Here is an 18558-nt window from a genome sequence, read left to right on the forward strand (position 1 = left end):
GCCTGCGATGCTGGGTCCAGAACAAGCGGAGGCAGGGATTTGATACGGGATCTTTGGCAGTTCGGCATGTCGATGTTCGAGCGCATGGACAAGATCCATATGGGCCTGATCGCGGCGGGGGTCGCCTTCTATGCCATGTTCGCGGTGTTTCCGGGCCTTGCGGCACTGTTCGCGCTTTGGGGGCTTTGGTATGATCCGCATGTGATCGAGGAACACGTCCACACCATGGATGAGTTCATCCCCTCGGGCGCGGCGGATATCATCTATGGCCAGATCAATTCGCTGATCGCAGCGGGCCGCACGCAACTGGGCTGGACCACGCTGATCTCGTTCATGATCGCCACCATCTCGGCCCGTGCCGGGGTGGACGCGCTGATCCGGGGACTGAACGCGGCGCATGGCGTGCGCTCGCATTCGACGATCATGGGTTTCGTGCTGGCCTATGTGCTGACGCTGGTGATCGTGGGCGTGGTCATTCTGGGGCTGGCGGTGATCATCGTGGTGCCCATCGCCTTTCGGTTTCTGCCGGACGTTCCGCTGCGAAGCTGGCTTCTGGGGGCGGTGCCCTGGCTTTCGATTTTCGTCATCGTGCAGATGGTCATCGGCATCATGTATCGCTATGGGCCGAACGTGAAAATGCCGCGCACGCCGATCTTTACCTGGGGCTCGTTCCTTGCCGCCGTGGCCTGGGCGGCGGCCTCGTATGGGTTTTCGGTCTATCTGAACAATTTCAACAGCTATAACCGGATCTATGGTTCGATCGGGGCGGTGGTGGTGCTGCTGATGTGGTTCTATCTGGGTGGCTTCTCGGTCATGCTGGGGGCGCTGGTCAACCTGGAGCTTGCGCGCAGGCGCCGCGTTGCGGTGGCGCGCAGGCTGCGGCAAAGGGCGAGGAAAAACAAGGAGGCGCAGGGCGACTGACCCGGTGCAGGGCAGAGCCGCACCCCATATAGGCGGGGTGCGGTGGAAGGTCACGTCGCCGGAGTGATCCGCGTGACCGACCCGGTCTCGGAATCGTCGCCCGGCACGCCATACATCTCGATCAGGTAGACCGCGCCATCGGGACCGGCGGTCAGGTGGTTCGGGGTCTCGCCGGTCGGGATATTCGCCACCAGCTTGCCATCGACATCCAGCACCGCCACCGTGCCGCCGGCCCGCGTCGCGGCAAAGACCTGCGAGGTCGCCGCATTCCATTCGACCGAGACGCCGCCCGCACCGATATAGGTATCGGCCAGCAGCTTGCCCTCGGCATCCAGCACCACGACATTGTTCGATTCCTGCGAGACGACGAAAAGCCGGCCGGTCTTGGGGTCGCGGGCAATGTCGGTCGCGCCATTGGCTTCTGGCACATTGACGGTGGTGCTTTCGCCCGTGGCCAGGTCGATCCAGCCGGTCCAGGGCGTATCCCGGCTGACGGAATACAGTCGGCCATTCTGGGCATCCAGAGTCAGGCCAATCGTATCGAAGATGGCGCGCCCAGGTCCGATGACGAATTGCAGCCGGCCGACATGCTCCAGCGTCTCGGTGTCATAGACCTCGACAAAGGGGGTGTGCGCGGGGCTGACATAGGCGCGGTTCCTGGCCTCGTCGATCACCACCTCGCGCGGGTGATAGACCGAGCCCTCGGGGAAGACCTTGATCGCCTTCATCTCTTTGGCGTCATAGACTGAAACCGTCTCGGTCAGGGTGTTGGTGGTCCAGACCCGGCCATGGGCATTATCCACCCCGATGCCAAAGACGCCGACCTGTTCGCCCTTGGAATCCTTGGGCAGTTCGGCCTCGGCCTCGACCGCCAGAGTCGCGCCATCCAGGCGGATCAGGCGGCTGCCTTCCTTCTTGCCGCGCGCCGAGGCGACGAACAGCTTGCCGTCGGCCGAAAGCGCGCTTTGATAGGCACGCTCGCCCACCGCGACGGATTGCAGCTTGAAGGCATCGACATTCTGCGGCGGCACGATCTGCGACAGCTTCAAGATGACCTGCGACACCGTGGCAGGGTCCTGGGTCACCACCGTCAGCGGATGCAGGCCCACCTCGGCATCGGCCGGCACCTTGATCGGGACCAGCACCTTGCCGTCCTCGCCCACGGTCGCCGGCTCGGCAGTCAGCAGGTCGGTGCCATGCAGGACGGTGACCTTGGTGCCAGGGGGCATCCGCTGCATCATGACGACGGTTTCCTGACCGGGCGTCACCGGCACCTCGCGCGAGCCGGCACGCATGTTGGCCTCGCCCGGCAGGCTGGTAGCTGCGGGAATCCAGGGCGTTTCAGCAAGACCCGCCACCGGAGCGGAAAGCGCGATGGCCGAAGCCAGCAGAGTTGAGCGAAGCGAAATATGTTTCATGGTTACCGTTTCATTGCTCTTGGGTCGGCCGTGCCTGTCATCGGGTCCGGCAATTGAGCTGAAGCTTATACCGTGGTTTTTTTATCAACAATAAGGCCGAATGCACCTGGGCGTTCCAGGCCCGCCGACTAATGCCGGGCGCCCGGACGCGAAGCCGAGGTCAGCACCACCGCGCCTGGCAGGGCGCCGCTTGGTTCATGCAGGCTTTCGACGCGAAAGCGCAGCCGCAGCAGGAAATGGTTGTCGTTCATCTCTTGCGTCATTTCGCCCTCAAGTTGGGTGGCGAAAGCCTCGATCAACTGGCTGCCAAGACCTGTGCTTTCCGCGAGACCGCCAGCGCCGACCGAGTTCTCGACCTCCAGCACGGCGTGACGCGCATCCTCGTGCAGCAGCCGCACCCGCACCCAGGGCTTGGCCTGCGGATCGGCGATGCCGGAATATTTCAGGGCATTGGTGAACGCCTCGGTCGCCAGAAGCGACAGAGGCACGGCCTGGTCGGGCATCAGCACCAAAGGATCCAGCCGGGTCTCGATCCGCAGTCCCGTGCCGGGACCGATCGAGGCATTGGTCATCTGACTGATGATGTCCCGGATCAGCCTGTCCGCCTCGACCGAATCCAGATGTTCGGCCTGGTAGAGATTGCGATAGATCGTCGCCAGCGAAGCCACCCGGTCCTGGACCGAGCGCAGGACACGGCGCGCATCCTCGTGGTGGATCATGCGGATCTGCATGTTGATGATCGAGGCGATCAATTGCAGGTTGTTCTTGACCCGATGATGCACCTCTTTCAGAAGCACGGTCTTTTCGTTGACGGCGGCCTCCATCGCCTCTTCGTCGCGGATCAGGATGCGGGCCATGTTGTGGAAGGTCTGGCTCATATCCTCGATCTCGGCGGGGGCGTCCCGCAGGACCGGAGGCGGGGCCGAGCGGTCGCCGATGGCAAAGCGCCGCATCTGCCCGCGCAGCACGCGGATATGGCGCAGGACCAGACGGTAGACCGCGAAATAGGCCACACCCAGCGATGCCGCCCAAAAAAGCAACGGCAGGACAATCGCCGTGCGCCGCGTCAGGTCGATCCAGGCCACCCCGGATTCCGCGCGGTTCCACGAGCCGATGGCATAGACCAGGCCCGGCACCACCGGAACGACGCTGAAGACCCGCCGCTCGCCCGTGTTGGAATAACCGCTGAACGTCGTCTCGCTGCGAGCCAGAAGCGCGGTCAGGGTCTTGCCCTGGGGCAGCAGATCCTGGATATCGCGGCCCAGATCCTGATCGCGGGACAGCACCTGGCCCAGGTTGTTGAAGGTCAGGATGCGGGCGTCCTCGATCCCCAGTTCGCCGAAATGCGTCGAACGCAGCATGTCGCGCAGCATGGCGACCGAGATGTAGCCCAAAAGATCGGCGTCGCGATAAAGCGGCTGGATCACCACCACGGCGCCGTTATCGGGGATATTTCCGGTCGTGACCATGGTGCCCGGCCGATCCAGAAACTGCCGATAGGCGGTATCGCCACGCATGTCCAACGGCCGCCCCGCCGACGAGCAGGACGATTGCCCGTCCAGCCGGGTGAAGCCCGCGAACGAGAAATTCACCGTCCGTTCGACAAAGCCGCGCATGATGTCCGAACAGGCTTCGTCCTGGCTCATCGTTTCCAGCACCGCCGGGCCAAGTGCATCCGCCGTGCCAAGCGCACCCTGCAACAACGCCCGCTCGCCCGCCGCCGCGGTGGCGGTGCGGCCCAGAAGCGCAATCTCGGACGAGCGTTCATATTCGCGCGACAGGTGCAGCGTCTGGATCACCGAAATCAGGCCGATAGGAAGGATCGCTACGGAAAGCAGCCCACCCAGCCGGAAACCCAGCAGGTTGGTGAATTCCAGCCGGTCCAGAAATCGGCGCAACATGGTCCCAGCCCTTAACGTAGGATCGGGGTATTCTGCGCCATCACCGCCAGGGTCGCGCGGTCGGTCATGTCCAGTTCCTCGCCTTCTTCCAGCATCAGAAGCTCGGCCAGGCGACGGCGGCCGCGATTGGCGCGGGATTTGACCGTGCCCACGGCAACGCCGGTCATCTCGGCCGCTTCCTCATAGGAAAAGCCCGATGCGCCGACCAGGATCAAGGCTTCGCGCTGCTCGTCCGAAAGCTGCTTGAAGGCTTCGCGGAAATCGTTCAGCGCAAGGCGACCGTCATGTTCGGGACGGGCGGCCTGGCGGGCGGCGTGGATGCCGTCGCTATCGCTGACCTCGCGCTTGGTCTTGCGCCGGGCCGAATAAAAGGTGTTGCGCAGGATGGTGAAAAGCCAGGCGCGCAGGTTGGTGCCCGGTTGGAACTTGTCGATATGGGTCCAGGCCTTGACGATGGTGTCCTGCACCAGATCGTCGGCGGATGCCCCCTCACGCGTAAGTGACAGTGCGAAAGCGCGCAGCGCGGGCAGGTGATCGACAAGCTCATCTCGCGGATTTTTGTCCGGGACACGAGTAGCCGGAGCATTTCTGATCATGCGGACTTACTCCCGCTCGCGCAATTTTTCGAGCAATTCCAGGAACCTGTCCGGGATTTTCTGCGTTGCTTCCTGATCGTAGACACGCTTCAGGTTTTCATCGATCTGCTTTTCAATGGCCGCCCGCTTGCGTTCCTCACGCCTGGTACTCATTTGTAAGTGGTTCCCGAAATTCTTGTGCGCACCCCGATCAACCGCTAGCTAACCCTACAAGTTCCGTATGAACACTGTCTTTTTGAGGTTCCAATGACCGCAGCAGATCTCGCCCATTCCATCCGTCGGGAGCTGCCCTTCCTGCGCCGCTATGCCCGCGCATTGACTGGCAGCCAGACCGCAGGCGACAATTACGCGGCCGTGACGCTTGAAGCCATTCTGGCTGATCGCAGCCTGATGGATGCCGAGGATACGCGCATCGGCCTGTTCCGCACCTTCCACGCCATCTGGATCAGTTCCGGCCAGCCGGTCGAACTGGACAACCAGACCGCCCCCGAAGCGCGGGCGCAGCAGCATCTGCGCGCGCTGACGCCGAATTCGCGCGAGGCGCTGTTGCTGCGCACGATCGAGGAATTGCGCTTTGACCAAATCGCCACGGTGATGCAGGTCGAGCAGCGCGAGGCCGAGGAACTGGTCCGCATCGCCATGGCCGAGATGAGCCAGGCGCTGGCCGGAAAGGTCATGATCATCGAGGATGAGACGATCATCGCCATGGACCTGAAGGGCATCGTCCAGGCCATGGGCCACGAGGCGACAGGCGTGGCCCGCACACATACCGCCGCCGTAGAACTGGCCCGCGCCAGACGCCCCGACCTGATCCTTGCGGATATCCAGCTTGCGGACGGCTCATCGGGCATCGACGCGGTGAACGAGCTTCTGCACGAGATGGGCGATATTCCTGTTATCTTCATCACCGCCTTCCCCGAGCGGCTTCTGACCGGCGACAGGCCCGAGCCAGCCTTCCTGATCTCGAAGCCCTATACCGAAGAGCAGGTGCGCTCGGCCGTGAGCCAGGCAATGTTCTTTGCCTCGACCGAGGGGCTGGCCGCGGTCTGAACCGCGGGCGCCATTCTAGGGCGCCGTCATTTGGGAAACGGCGAAGGCCGGGCGGGACCAAACTCGTCCGGCGTTCATCCAGGTGGGGCCGTTATCTGGAAAAGGCTGCGCGGGCCTGGGCGTATTCAGCGACAAGGCGGTCGATCAGTTCGGCGGCGGGTTGGATCTGCTGAACCGCGCCGATGCCCTGACCGGCGCCCCAGATCTGGCTCCACGCCTTGGCCTTGCCGCTGCTTCCGAAATCCATCGCTGACGGGTCCGAACTGGCCAGCGCCGATGGGTCCAGACCGGCATTTCGGATCGAGGGCGCAAGGTAATTGCCATGGATGCCGGTGAAGAGGTTCGAGTTCACGATATCCTCAGCCCCGCTTTCGACGATCATATGCTTGTATTCCAAGGCGGCGTTCGCCTGGGTGGTGGCGATGAACGGGCTGCCGATATAGGCAAGATCCGCGCCCATGACCTGTGCCGCCAGCACCGCCCGGCCGGTGGCGATGGCGCCCGACAAGGCCAGCGAACCATTAAACCACGCACGGATTTCCTGGATCAGGGCAAAGGGCGATTGCACGCCGGCATGGCCGCCCGCGCCGGCCGCGACCGCGATCAGGCCATCCGCGCCTTTCTCGATCGCCTTCTTCGCGAAGCTGTTATTGATCACGTCATGAAAGGCGATGCCGCCGCAATCATGGGCGGCGGCGTTCACCTCGGGACGGGCACCCAGGCTTGTGATCCAAATCGGCACCTTGTGACGGTGGCAAATCTCGATGTCGCGTTCCAGGCGAGCATTGCTGCGATGCACGATCTGGTTGACCGCGAAGGGCGCGGCGGGACGGTCGGGGTTCGCCTGATTGTGACGGTCCAGTTCCTGGGTGATACGGGTCAGCCAGGCGTCCAGCATCGCTGGCTCGCCCGGTGCCTCGCGTGCGTTCAGCGCCGGAAAGCTGCCCACGATCCCCGCCTTGCATTGCGCGATCACAAGATCCGGCCCCGAGACGATGAACATGGGTGCGGCAATGGCGGGAAGGCGCAAGCGGGAAAGCAGGGGGGGAAGCATGGCGGTTCCTTGAGGATTCGGGCGGCACCTTGCCCCAGCCGCACGGCCCTGCCAATGCTTCCGTCGCGTCCTAGAAAGGCAGCGGATGATCGCGATGCAATCTGTCGATACGCCGCAGCGCCTCGTCCGAAAGCTTCAGGTCAATGCCCTGAAGCAGATGTTCCAACTGGCGAAGATCCGTCGCGCCAATAATCGGAATGCAGGGAAAGGGCCGATGCCGGGTGAAAGCGATGGCCATGTGGATCGGGTCCAGGCCAAGCTCGCCCGCCAGCGCCCGATAGGCCGCCACCGCCGCCAGGGCGCGGGGAGTGCGCCGCTCGCCCAGATCGCCCGGCCCGCCATGCCGGCGATCCACCTCGGCCCGGCTGCCCTTCGGCTCGCCCTCGGCATATTTTCCGGTCAGAAGTCCCGTCGCCAGCGGCGAATAGGCAAGCAGGGTCACGCGCTCATTCACCGCGGTCTCGGCAAGATCGGTATCGTAAAGCCGGAAAAGAAGCGAATATTCGTTCTGGATCGAGGCGACCGGGGGCGCGTTCAGCCGCTCGGCGGTATCAAGCCAGCGGGTCAACCCCCAGGCGCTTTCGTTCGACAGGCCGAAGGCGCGGATCTTTCCCGCGCGCCGCGCCTCGGCCATCGCGTCCAGCACATCGGCCATATGGTCCAGCGTCTTCTGCCGATCCTGTTTCGACGGGTCGTAACGCCAGTTCTGCCGGAAGGCATAAGAGCCGCGCTGCGGCCAGTGAAGCTGATAAAGATCGATGTAATCGGTGCCGAGCCGGCGCAGCGAAGCCTCGATGGTCTGGCGGATGATCTTGCCGTCATACCCTTCCAGCCGCACCTTGTCGCTGGGACCAGTCACCTTGGTCGCGATCTGCACGCGGTCGCGATTGCGGCGGCGGGCAAGCCAGGTGCCAATGAATGCTTCGGTCCGGCCCACGGTCTCGCGCTCGACCGGGTTCACGGGATAGAGTTCGGCCGTGTCGAGAAAACTGACCCCCGCCTCCAGCGCCATGTCCATCTGCGCCTGCGCGCCCGCCAGGTCGGTCTGGTTGCTGAAGGTCATCGTCCCAAGCGAGACCGCGCTGACCTCGACATCGCTTTTTCCCAGCATCATGCGTTGCATCGAAAGCCTTTCGTTCCTTGGCGGATATGAGCTGCCGCCTCCACCGTATCCGGCATGTTCCGCCTGGGAACATACCAGATTGATTTTATTGACAAGTGTTCGTTTTCTGTTCCGTCATCTCTTGCGGAAATCCCAAGCCGATTAGCGCGCGCCGATGAACAGGATGGTTATAGGAAGGATTTCCTGAGAAGGCCAGCCAAGGCTCATGGACGCGTGGTTCGTGCCGACCGGGCCTAGACCTCGACCGTGATCGCCCCCATGGGATGCGAGCAGCAGGCCAGGATATAGCCTGCGTCGATATCCTCGTCGGTGATGCCGCCGTTATGGACCATATGCACCTCGCCCGAGGTCTTGCGGATCTTGCAGGTGCCGCAAAGACCGAAGGTGCAGCCCGAGGGAATGTTCAGACCATTGGCCTTGGCAACCGCCAGGACGGTATCCGTCTCGGTGCATTTCGCGGTCACGCCCGAGGTGGCAAAGATGATCTGCGCCCCGGCTTCGTCGTCCAGAACAACATCGTCCAGCACCGGAGCCTCGGATTCCTTGCGCACCGGCGCACCGAAGCTTTCCTGATGATACTTGTCCATGTCATAGCCAAGCGCGATCAGCATGTCGCGCACGGCCTGCATGAACGGCTCGGGACCACAGCAGAAAACTTCGCGTTCCAGATAGTCGGGCGCCATCAGGCCAAGCATGATCTGGCTGAGTCGGCCGCGATAGCCGTGCCAGGTGCGGAAAGGATCGCTCTCTTCGACGGTGAAGCGCAGTTGCAGACCGGGCACGCGGTCGGCCATGCCTTCCAGGCGTTGACGAAGGATGATCTCTTCGGGTGTCCTGGCGGCATGGACGAAGACGATATCGGGCATCTCGCCCGAATCCCAAGCCCATGTGGTCATGGACATCATCGGCGTGATGCCCGACCCAGCCGAGATGAACAGGTATTTCGAAGCCTCGTGCCGCAGGAAGGTGAAGATCCCCGCCGGGCCGAAAGCCTTGATCCTGGTCCCTGGCCGCAGATGGTCCAGCATCCAGCGCGTGCCGATGCTGCCCGGCTGCGCCTTGACCGTAACCGAGATCGACAGGGGGCGCGAAGGCGAGGAACTTATCGTATAGGTTCGCTGCACATTCCCGCCCGGCACCGGCAGGTCCAGGGTCAGGAACTGGCCGGGCTGATAATCAAAATAAGCACCCGAGGGAGCCCGGAAGGTGAAAGTGGCCGTGTCCGAGGTCTCGGGCACCACCATCGCGCATTCCAGAAGCTCGTCATCCTTCCATGGCTTGTCTCCGAAAGCCTTGACCAGGACCGCCATTATTCCGCCGCCATCGCCGGGGTCGGGGACAGACGGCCCAGCATGGTGTCGCAATACCAATCCACGAATTGCACGACACCCTCTTCCTGAAGCGAGGAATAGGGGCCGGGCTCGTAGGCGGGCGAGAGGATGCCTTTCTGGTTTTCCTCGACCACCAGCCGATCCTCGTCATTGGTGTTCAGCCAGACGCGGGTCAGATTCTCGATATCGTAATCGACACCCTCGACCGCATCCTTGTGGACCAGCCAGTTCGTCGTGACCTGGGTTTCGGTCGGGCTGATCGGCAGCACGCGGAAGACGATGGCATGATCGCCCAGGAAATGGTTCCAGGTGTTCGGATAGTGAAAGAACAGCAGGCTGCCCGCGTCGTTGAAAGGCATCTTGCCCATGCGCTTCCTGACCGCGGCCTTCGTGCTCATGGTGTAGCTTTCGGCATTGTTCAGCAACGGAATGCGCGCCAGGCGCCACTGCATCCGGGGGTGGTTGACGAAGCGCGAGGGCAGGCCCGCAGCCTCGCACCGCTGCCAATGCTCCAGGATGTCGGGACTGGCGCTGTCGGGACCCTCCATCGCCGTCATGCGCGGATTGTCGGAATAGGTGCGGCACAGCGAGGGGTGGCTGCCGCCGCAATGGTAGCATTCGCGGTTGTTCTCGATCACCAGCTTCCAGTTGCCGTTCTCGATGATGGTCGAACTGAAGGCGACCTTGCTGTCGGCCAGCACGCTGGGGGCCAGATAGGACATGAGATGCTTGGCCAGATCGGCAATGGGCGGTGGCACCTGCGCCAGGCAAAGGAAGACCATGCCGTTCAGGTCCACACAGTGAACGGACTTCAGCCCGAACTTCGAGGCGTCGAAATCATCCCCCATATCGCGCGCATAGACCAGCTTGCCGTCCAGCTCATAGGTCCATTGGTGATAGGGGCAGACCAGCTTGGGCGTCGAGCCGTTCGGCTTGGAGCAAAGCCGCTGGCCCCGGTGACGACAGACATTGTGAAAGGCACGTACCCTGCCGTCGCCGCCCCGCACGATCAACACCGGATAGGCGCCGACCTGCATCGTGGCATAGTTTCCCGTCTTTGGGATTTCGCAGGCGGGGATGGCGAACAGCCATTCCTTGTAGAAGATCTGTTCAAGATCAGCCTGATACACCGCATCGTCGCAGTAAAGCTCTCGCGTGAGCGCGAAATTTTTCCGGCGATCGACAAGTTGGGACAAGATGTCGGCGGTGTTCAGCATGGTTACGATTCCGGTGGCTTGGGTGGGGCGTCCTTTGGCGACATTTGCACCGACAACCCGGTGAAGACCCGACAAATACGACTCTGCGATGACGAAATCGGATGTTGCGCGGTTGGAATCCTGTGGCGCCCCCGAGCGCTTGGCCGCTGGCGCACGGATGGCATCGGCCGTGGCAGGTTTTGATCTGCATAAGCCTGTGGGCGAATCGTAGCGACTCGGGAGGGAGCGATTGTGGGGGAATCGCACCGTGGTTTTGGCCTGTGGGCGACTCACCGGGAACGCTCGGAGAACGGGACGTATTTCTCCACCTGTAGAGAATTCTTCGACTGGCTTCCACAGCATGTGGATAGAACAACTTTTCACAAATTTATCCACAGGATTATTTGTTGTAAGTTATTGTTTTTATTTATTATTAATTAAACTATTTCGTATTTAGCGATTTTTTCCCCAAAGCCTTGATCTGGGGATTTTGGCCGTGAAACAGTGTTTTCCCGTTATCCACAAGACCAACCACTACATCATCCTTCTTTATCTTCATTCTTATTTAAGAGAAGGGAGGCAGGCTGACGGAGGCGCACATGACCGATTTCCTGGCCCTGGCCTATCCTTGGATCAAAGCCCTGCATGTCATGGCTGTGATCGCCTGGATGGCGGGGCTGTTCTATCTGCCACGGCTCTACGTTTATCACGCCGAACGCGGCCAAACGGGACGCGAACCGGCAGCTTCTTTCACGATCATGGAGGAGAAGCTGCTGCGGATGATCATGAACCCGGCGATGATCCTGTCCTGGGTTGCGGGGTTGGCACTTGTTGCGACACCGGGGATCGTGGATTTCTCGATGTTCTGGCCCTGGAGCAAGGGGTTGGCGGTGATCGCTATGACCTGGTTTCACATGTGGCTGGCCGGACAGCGCAAGGCGCTTCTGGCGGGCCAGGGGCTTGGCGGGCGCAGCTATCGGCTGATGAACGAGTTGCCGACCTTGCTGATGGTGGTGATCGTGCTGTCGGTGATCGTGAAGTTCTGAAGAATTGACTCTGGGCCGGATTCTTCCTATTTGAACGCTAACCGCCGTCCGGCGGGGACTTTCCATTCACATTCCCAAGCGTGACCCGATTCGTCGGTTTGTCGCGCCTATAGGCGAGAGATGAGCGAAGAACGTCTGAACCTGTCCGATCTGAAGGCAAAAAGCCCCGCCGATCTTCTGTCCATGGCGGAAGAGTGGGAGATCGAGAATGCCTCGACCATGCGCAAGGGCGAGATGATGTTCTCGATCCTGAAGGAGCATGCCGAGGACGGCTATGACATCGGCGGAGACGGCGTGCTTGAGGTCGTGCAGGACGGGTTCGGCTTCCTGCGCTCGACCGAGGCGAATTATCTGCCCGGCCCGGATGACATCTATGTCAGCCCCGACATGATCCGCCAGCATTCACTGCGCACCGGAGACACGGTCGAGGGCGTGATACGCGCGCCTGGTGAGAACGAGCGTTATTTTGCGCTGATCAAGGTCGAGAAGATCAATTTCGAAGATCCCGAGAAGGCTCGTCACAAGGTTGCTTTCGACAACCTGACGCCGCTTTATCCGAATGACCGGCTGAAGATGGAGATCGAGGATCCGACGATCAGGGACCGTTCGGCCCGGATCATCGACTTGGTGGCGCCGATCGGCAAAGGGCAACGTTCGCTGATCGTGGCCCCTCCGCGCACCGGCAAGACGGTGCTGTTGCAAAACATCGCCCATTCGATCGAGAAGAATCATCCTGAGTGCTATCTTATCGTGCTGCTGATCGATGAGCGGCCGGAAGAGGTGACGGATATGCAACGCTCGGTCAAGGGTGAGGTGATTTCCTCGACTTTCGACGAGCCGGCCAGCCGTCACGTTGCGGTTTCCGAAATGGTGATCGAGAAGGCCAAGCGGCTTGTTGAGCACAAACGAGATGTTGTGATCCTTTTGGATTCTATCACAAGACTTGGTAGAGCCTTCAATACTGTGGTGCCTAGTTCGGGTAAGGTGCTGACAGGTGGTGTGGATGCAAACGCCTTGCAGCGTCCGAAGCGATTCTTTGGAGCGGCCCGGAATATCGAGGAAGGCGGTTCGCTGACTATTATCGCGACTGCGCTGATCGATACCGGATCGCGCATGGATGAGGTGATCTTCGAGGAATTCAAGGGCACCGGCAACAGCGAGATCGTTCTAGACCGCAAGGTGGCCGACAAGCGTGTCTTCCCGGCGATGGACATCCTGAAATCTGGCACGCGCAAGGAAGAGCTTCTGGTCGATGCAAAGGATCTGCAAAAGACCTATCTGCTGCGCCGGATCCTGAATCCGATGGGAACGACGGATGCCATTGAATTCCTTATTTCAAAGCTGAAGCAGACCAAGACCAATGGCGAATTCTTCGAATCTATGAACGCCTAGGGGAGTGTTTTGGACACGATCTTTGCTGAAGCGACGCCGCCCGGTCGAGGCGGCGTTTCTGTCATCCGCCTAAGCGGACCGGCAGCGCGTGCTGTGTTGGAAGATCTTGCTGGCAGGTTGGAAAAGCCGCGCCGTGCCTATCTTCGCGCTTTGCGTGATGATGGTGAGTTGATCGACCGGGCTCTTGTGCTGTGGTTTGAAAAGGGTGGCAGTTTCACCGGAGAGGAAGTTGCCGAACTGCATTTGCACGGTGCACCGATTATTGGAACGCGACTTTTCGCGGCATTGCTAGCCCGCGGTATACGTCGCGCCGAGGCTGGGGAGTTTTCGCGACGCGCGTTCCTGAACGGCTGCATGGATTTGGCAGAGGCTGAGGGCTTGGCGGATCTGTTATCGGCAGAGACCGAGGCACAGAGAAAATTGGCAATGCAGACTGCAAACGGCGAAACGGGCCGGTTTGTAGAAGAATTACGTGCAACGTTAATTCGAGCCGGAGCATTGGTCGAGGCCAGCATTGATTTTGCTGATGAAGAAGTGCCAGAGGATATCCCGGTTGAAACCTTTGAACTACTTGGGAAGGTTCGGGCAGAAATTTGGAAAATGCTGGACAGGTATCCGGCGACCGAGCGATTGCGGCAAGGCTATGAGGTGGCGATCATTGGCCCACCCAATGCGGGAAAGTCGACATTGCTGAACCGGATCGCGCAAAGAGATATCGCGTTGGTCTCGGATATAGCTGGGACGACACGGGATGTCCTTGAATTGAGAACGGATCTGAAGGGTCTTCCCGTGACCTTCCTGGATACTGCCGGGCTGCGCGAGAGCGAGGATCTGGTAGAGCGTATGGGTGTTGCTCGGGCGACGGAAAGGGCGACCCGTGCCGATTTGCGCATTCATCTTTCAACTGATGGCGTTGCGGTTGGTCAGGCAGGCCAAGACGATCTGATCGTCCGTTCTAAAGCTGATCTTGGTCATTCGGACGAAATAGCCATTTCTGGAATGACCGGCGAGGGGGTCGCGGATCTTCTGGATCTGGTTTATGATCGTCTGGTTGTCAAGGCGGCTGATTCTGGTTTGATTGGTCACAAGAGGCAGGCGGAAGCACTGGAGCGGGCGGTTTCCTGGCTGGATCTTCGGCCGAGCACCGCGCCTGAGTTTGTCGCGGAAGCGATCCGGCGGTCTATCCGCGATCTTGAGGCCATGATTGGTAAGATCGACGCGGAGAACTATCTGGACGAAATTTTTTCGTCATTTTGCATAGGCAAGTAGGTGTTTCACGTGAAACAATATGACGTTGTGATCATCGGTGGTGGACATGCCGGGTTGGAGGCGGCAATGGCTTCGGCACGCATGGGGGTAAGCACCGCGCTGATTACTCTCCGCGATGACGATTTGGGCACCATGTCCTGTAATCCAGCCATAGGCGGGCTGGGGAAGGGCCATTTGGTCCGGGAAATTGATGCCATGGATGGCGTTATGGGGCGTTTGGCCGATGCGGCCGGAATCCAGTTTCGACTTTTAAACCGGCGCAAGGGTCCAGCAGTGCAGGGTCCACGTGCGCAGGCTGATCGAGATCTGTATCGTGCGGCCGCAAAAATTGCGGTAGATAGTCGAGCCGGGTTAACCGTGATCCTTGGGGAAGTTGCGGAAGTCAGCCATGAGGGTGGTCGTGTCCGGGGGGTTCGTCTGGATAGTGGCGAGGAGATTGTAGCAGGCCAGGTCATTCTAACGACCGGGACGTTCCTCAATGGTCTTATCCATATTGGCGAAGTCACGCGTCGGGCAGGACGCTGGGGCGGTCGCGCGTCGATTTCGCTTGCAGAATCGCTGCGCCCCCTGGGTTTACCACTTGGACGACTAAAGACAGGAACGCCTCCTCGGCTTCTACTACAAAGTATCGATTGGGACAGCCTGGATCAGCAACCAGGTGACAATGATCCGACAATGTTCTCTTATCTCAGCAATGGGCCTGTCACACAGCAGATAAGCTGTGCGATCACTCACACCAATGCATGCACGCATAAGATTATTCAGGATAACCTTGGCCGTTCGGCAATGTATGGCGGACGGATTGATGGTATCGGCCCGCGCTACTGTCCTTCGATCGAGGATAAGATCGTGCGTTTCTCAGATAAGGAATCGCATCAGATTTTTCTTGAGCCGGAAGGTCTCAATTCGGACCTGGTTTATCCGAACGGAATTTCGACTTCTTTGCCCGAAGATGTGCAGTTGGACTATGTTCGTTCCATCCGTGGTCTAGAACATGCCGAGATCATTCAGCCAGGCTATGCGGTCGAATATGATTATGTCGATCCTCGCGCATTGAATCTGTCACTTGAGTTGAAGTCGCTCAGCGGGCTATTTTTGGCAGGCCAGATCAATGGCACGACAGGATATGAAGAGGCAGCCGCGCAGGGGCTGGTGGCGGGGCTGAATGCGGCGTTACAGGCGCAGGGTAGGCATCCTGTGCATTTTAGCCGAACGCAAAGCTATATTGGCGTTATGATCGATGATCTTGTAACGCGAGGGGTGAGCGAACCTTATCGAATGTTTACCTCTCGGGCCGAATTCCGACTTTCACTTCGTTCCGATAATGCGGATCAGCGCCTGACACCACTGGGTATCGAACTAGGATGCGTGGAAGCCGAGCGAAAGGCTGCGTTTACCAATAAGGCGCAGATATATCGTGATGTTCGTGATAAGACCGAGAGCGTGAAATTCACGCCTAGTCAACTCAAGGCGGTTGGGATCGAAGTGCGGCAGGATGGTGTGTGGCGGTCGGCCTTTTCGCTTTTGGCGCAGCAGGATATTGATCCCGAAAAATTAGTCGGGCTTGATGCCCGATTGGCCGACCTGGATAAGCAAGCTTTAAACCAGGTTGCCATTGATGCGCTTTACCATCAATATGCAGACCGTCAAGCCCGTGACGCGGAGCTTCTTCGTAAGGAAGAGGCTATAAAAATCCCGGAATCTTTTGATTACGATGCAATTTCTGGCCTTTCCAACGAACTGAAGGCAAAATTTCGGGCCAGTAAACCACAAAACATCGCGGCGGCTTCGAAAATAGAAGGGATGACACCAGCTGCACTGACTCTTATCCTGGCGATCATTCGCGCAGGCGAACGTCGGTCTGCCTGATGATTGTTTCACGTGAAACAGAGAAGTTGCGCGGCTACGCGCAATTGCTTCGGAAATGGAATCCTGCAATAAACCTTGTTGCGCCTTCCACACTTCAGGATCTGGAAATCCGGCACATAGAAGACAGCCTTGGATTGAGCGAGATAGCCTCCAAGGCTCAGGGCCCATGGCTTGACATCGGTAGCGGCGGCGGACTTCCTGGTATCGTCCTTGGCATCATGCGGCAAGATCTACCCATAACCCTCATGGAGAGTGACAAGCGCAAGTGCAGCTTTCTCCGTACCGCGATCCGTGAGCTTGCGCTTTCCAACATTCAGGTTTTGAATGCTCGGATCGAAGAGGCTACGCCTCAGAACGTGGCCAATGTCAGCGCAAGGGCGCTTGCCCCCATGCCATTATTGTTGTCATATGTTTCGCGTCATAGCGCGAAGGATGGCCGAGCCTGGATCATGAAAGGGCGGAATTGGCAGAAAGAAGTTGTCGAGGCCCGCACATTCTGGTCCTTTGACTATATTCCGCATGAAAGCCGGCTAGAGCCCGGAGCAGCTATACTGGAAATTACAGGACTAAATCATGCCTGAAACCCGTGTCATCGCAGTTGCTAACCAAAAGGGCGGCGTTGGAAAAACGACCACTGCGATCAATCTGGGCGCCGCATTGGCAGAAGCGGGTCATGGCGTCGCCGTGATCGACTTGGATTCACAGGGGAATGCTTCAACTGGTCTTGGTATTCCACCTGAAGCACGTGATATTACGTCCTACGATCTTCTGACCGGAGATATTTCCTTTGACGAGACGCTGTTTCCGACTCTGGTGCCAAATCTTCAACTGGTGCCGTCAAGCCGTGATCTCTCTTCTATCGATTTTGAATTGTCTTCCCGTTCAGGCCGCACGCAGTTTTTGAAGCGGAAGCTTTCTACAGTCGAGAATTTCGATTTCATCCTGATAGATTGCCCGCCGGCGCTTGGTTTGCTGACTGTGAATGCCATGGTGGCGGCGCATAGCATTCTTGTGCCACTCCAGGCGGAGTTTTATGCGTTGGAAGGTCTCTCTCAGCTTTTGATGACTGTTCGCGAGGTTCGACAGTCCGCCAATCCCGATTTAAGGATAGAAGGGGTCTTGCTCACCATGTCTGATAATCGCAACAATCTATCGCAGCAGGTCGAAGCCGATGCGCGCAACACTCTGGCCGGCTTGGTCTATCAGACGGTGATTCCGCGCAATGTCCGCCTTTCGGAAGCACCTTCGCACGCTATGCCTGTGCTTCAATATGATTCTAATTCAAAGGGTAGCGTCGCCTATCGCCAGTTGGCGAAAGAGTTTCTGTCCCGTCAACTTACCACCGCCTAAGGAATGTCCATGTCCGATAACAAACTTGAAAAACGTGGTCTGGGCCGTGGTCTCTCTGCCTTGATGGCGGATGTCGATCTGCTTCCGTCGGAAAAACCCGCGCCGCGGCAGTTGCTTCCGGTTGAACAGGTGACGCCCAATCCCGACCAGCCAAGGCGTAGTTTCGCCCCAGAGACATTGCAGGAACTAGCGGAATCTCTACGTTCGAAAGGCATGCTTCAGCCGCTGATCGTTCGTCCACATCCAGTAGACCGCGGTCTTTACCAGATCGTTGCTGGAGAGCGCCGCTGGCGTGCCGCGCAGATAGCGCAATTGCACCAGGTTCCCGTCATCATTCGCGAACTGAACGACACCGAAGTGCTTGAGGTCGCTATTGTCGAGAATATCCAGCGTGCTGATCTCAACGCGATCGAGGAAGCCGCCTCTTATCGCCAGCTCATGGACCGTTTCGGCCATACGCAAGAGAAGCTGGGAGAGGCGCTGAACAAAAGCCGCAGCCATATCGCCAACTTGTTGCGCCTTCTGAATCTGCCCGATCAGGTCCAGACCTGGCTTAAGGAGGGTAAGCTGACCGCAGGACATGCGCGTGCCTTGATCACGGCGCCAAATGCGGTTGAACTGGCTCGAAAAGTGATCGAAAAGAATCTCTCCGTGCGTGAGACCGAGGAACTTGTCCGCCGCCAAGCCGAGACGCAGAAGGCGAAACCCGAGCGTAAGTCATCCGAGAAGGATGCTGATACTCGTGCTCTTGAGGGGGACCTTTCCGCACATCTCAAGATGAAGGTAGCGATCAACCATGCTGGGCAAGATGGTGGCCAGCTGGTCATCACCTATAGGGATTTGGAGCAACTCGATCGCCTTTGTCAAATTCTTGGAAATAACTGACACATTATCTTGTCGGCTCTGAACAAGCCTGAACACACTGATATTGTGTGATGATCCATCAGTTTGTTGAGGCTGGATCGCAAGGTTTCGTCATCTGGAGGCGGCAACCCTGCAATTTCCGGTCAGCGGTGAAGCTCCATTCCCACGCCCCCGAACA

17 protein-coding genes are annotated in these 18558 nt (G+C 59.2%); 9 read left to right on the plus strand and 8 right to left on the minus strand.

All coding sequences use genetic code 11. The annotated features are described in order from the left end of the window. Positions 1 to 39: 39 nt before the first annotated feature. The gene (locus QM682_RS14190) at positions 40 to 921 is read left to right on the plus strand and encodes a YihY/virulence factor BrkB family protein (protein ID WP_415130853.1); all 882 of its coding nucleotides are present in this window, start codon (positions 40 to 42) and stop codon (positions 919 to 921) included. Positions 922 to 971: 50 nt separating this feature from the next. Here the strand turns inward: QM682_RS14190 and QM682_RS14195 are convergent, their stop codons facing one another. The 4 genes from QM682_RS14195 to QM682_RS14210 form a co-directional block, all read right to left on the minus strand. Continuing rightward, positions 972 to 2339, minus strand: a complete 1368-nt coding sequence (locus QM682_RS14195) for a hypothetical protein (protein ID WP_415130855.1) — start codon at positions 2337 to 2339, stop codon at positions 972 to 974. A gap of 128 nt (positions 2340 to 2467) precedes the next feature. Continuing rightward, positions 2468 to 4240 carry a sensor histidine kinase gene (locus QM682_RS14200; protein ID WP_415130857.1) on the minus strand — a complete coding sequence of 591 codons (1773 nt, stop codon included), beginning with the start codon at positions 4238 to 4240 and terminating at the stop codon, positions 2468 to 2470. A gap of 11 nt (positions 4241 to 4251) precedes the next feature. Continuing rightward, entirely contained in the window at positions 4252 to 4836 is a 585-nt protein-coding gene (locus tag QM682_RS14205; RefSeq protein WP_415130859.1) for an RNA polymerase sigma factor, read from the minus strand. 6 nt (positions 4837 to 4842) lie between these two features. Beyond that, a complete protein-coding gene (locus QM682_RS14210; RefSeq protein ID WP_415130861.1) occupies positions 4843 to 4989 on the minus strand; it encodes a NepR family anti-sigma factor in 147 nt (48 codons plus the stop codon). Positions 4990 to 5082: 93 nt separating this feature from the next. Here QM682_RS14210 and QM682_RS14215 point away from each other — a divergent pair, with 93 nt between their 5' ends. After that, a complete protein-coding gene (locus QM682_RS14215) occupies positions 5083 to 5886 on the plus strand; it encodes a response regulator (RefSeq protein WP_415130863.1) in 804 nt (267 codons plus the stop codon). A gap of 91 nt (positions 5887 to 5977) precedes the next feature. On the opposite strand, the gene QM682_RS14220 is transcribed toward QM682_RS14215, so the two are convergent. The 4 genes from QM682_RS14220 to QM682_RS14235 form a co-directional block, all read right to left on the minus strand. Then, positions 5978 to 6940 carry an NAD(P)H-dependent flavin oxidoreductase gene (locus QM682_RS14220; RefSeq protein WP_415130865.1) on the minus strand — a complete coding sequence of 321 codons (963 nt, stop codon included), beginning with the start codon at positions 6938 to 6940 and terminating at the stop codon, positions 5978 to 5980. Between the two features lie 70 nt (positions 6941 to 7010). Next, the gene (locus QM682_RS14225) at positions 7011 to 8063 is read right to left on the minus strand and encodes an aldo/keto reductase (protein WP_415130867.1); all 1053 of its coding nucleotides are present in this window, start codon (positions 8061 to 8063) and stop codon (positions 7011 to 7013) included. A 233-nt stretch (positions 8064 to 8296) separates the two neighbouring features. Next, complete coding sequence (locus QM682_RS14230) at positions 8297 to 9373, minus strand: 2Fe-2S iron-sulfur cluster-binding protein (RefSeq protein WP_415130869.1); 1077 nt, start codon at positions 9371 to 9373, stop codon at positions 8297 to 8299. Beyond that, positions 9373 to 10611, minus strand: a complete 1239-nt coding sequence (locus tag QM682_RS14235) for an aromatic ring-hydroxylating oxygenase subunit alpha (RefSeq protein WP_415130871.1) — start codon at positions 10609 to 10611, stop codon at positions 9373 to 9375. The genes QM682_RS14230 and QM682_RS14235 overlap by 1 nt, the downstream gene beginning before the upstream one ends. Positions 10612 to 11189: 578 nt before the next feature. Between QM682_RS14235 and QM682_RS14240 the strand changes: the two genes are divergently transcribed. The 7 genes from QM682_RS14240 (at position 11190) to QM682_RS14270 (ending at position 18401) form a co-directional block, all read left to right on the plus strand. Further along, positions 11190 to 11636 (plus strand): CopD family protein, encoded by a 447-nt coding sequence (locus QM682_RS14240; protein WP_415130873.1) that lies wholly within the window; start codon positions 11190 to 11192, stop codon positions 11634 to 11636. Between the two features lie 120 nt (positions 11637 to 11756). After that, positions 11757 to 13028, plus strand: coding sequence for a transcription termination factor Rho (gene rho, locus QM682_RS14245; RefSeq protein ID WP_415130875.1), 1272 nt, complete (start codon positions 11757 to 11759; stop codon positions 13026 to 13028). Between the two features lie 9 nt (positions 13029 to 13037). Continuing rightward, a complete protein-coding gene (gene mnmE / locus QM682_RS14250; RefSeq protein ID WP_415130877.1) occupies positions 13038 to 14297 on the plus strand; it encodes a tRNA uridine-5-carboxymethylaminomethyl(34) synthesis GTPase MnmE in 1260 nt (419 codons plus the stop codon). A 9-nt stretch (positions 14298 to 14306) separates the two neighbouring features. Continuing rightward, the gene (gene mnmG, locus QM682_RS14255) at positions 14307 to 16166 is read left to right on the plus strand and encodes a tRNA uridine-5-carboxymethylaminomethyl(34) synthesis enzyme MnmG (protein WP_415130879.1); all 1860 of its coding nucleotides are present in this window, start codon (positions 14307 to 14309) and stop codon (positions 16164 to 16166) included. Then, positions 16166 to 16747 carry a 16S rRNA (guanine(527)-N(7))-methyltransferase RsmG gene (gene rsmG, locus QM682_RS14260; RefSeq protein ID WP_415130881.1) on the plus strand — a complete coding sequence of 194 codons (582 nt, stop codon included), beginning with the start codon at positions 16166 to 16168 and terminating at the stop codon, positions 16745 to 16747. The genes mnmG and rsmG overlap by 1 nt, the downstream gene beginning before the upstream one ends. After that, positions 16740 to 17516 carry a ParA family protein gene (locus QM682_RS14265; RefSeq protein ID WP_415130883.1) on the plus strand — a complete coding sequence of 259 codons (777 nt, stop codon included), beginning with the start codon at positions 16740 to 16742 and terminating at the stop codon, positions 17514 to 17516. Before rsmG ends, QM682_RS14265 begins: the two co-directional genes overlap by 8 nt. A gap of 9 nt (positions 17517 to 17525) precedes the next feature. Further along, positions 17526 to 18401 (plus strand): ParB/RepB/Spo0J family partition protein, encoded by an 876-nt coding sequence (locus QM682_RS14270; protein ID WP_415130884.1) that lies wholly within the window; start codon positions 17526 to 17528, stop codon positions 18399 to 18401. Positions 18402 to 18558 lie beyond the last annotated feature (157 nt).

This window comes from Paracoccus sp. (in: a-proteobacteria) (assembly GCF_047605025.1).
Lineage (GTDB): Bacteria > Pseudomonadota > Alphaproteobacteria > Rhodobacterales > Rhodobacteraceae > Paracoccus.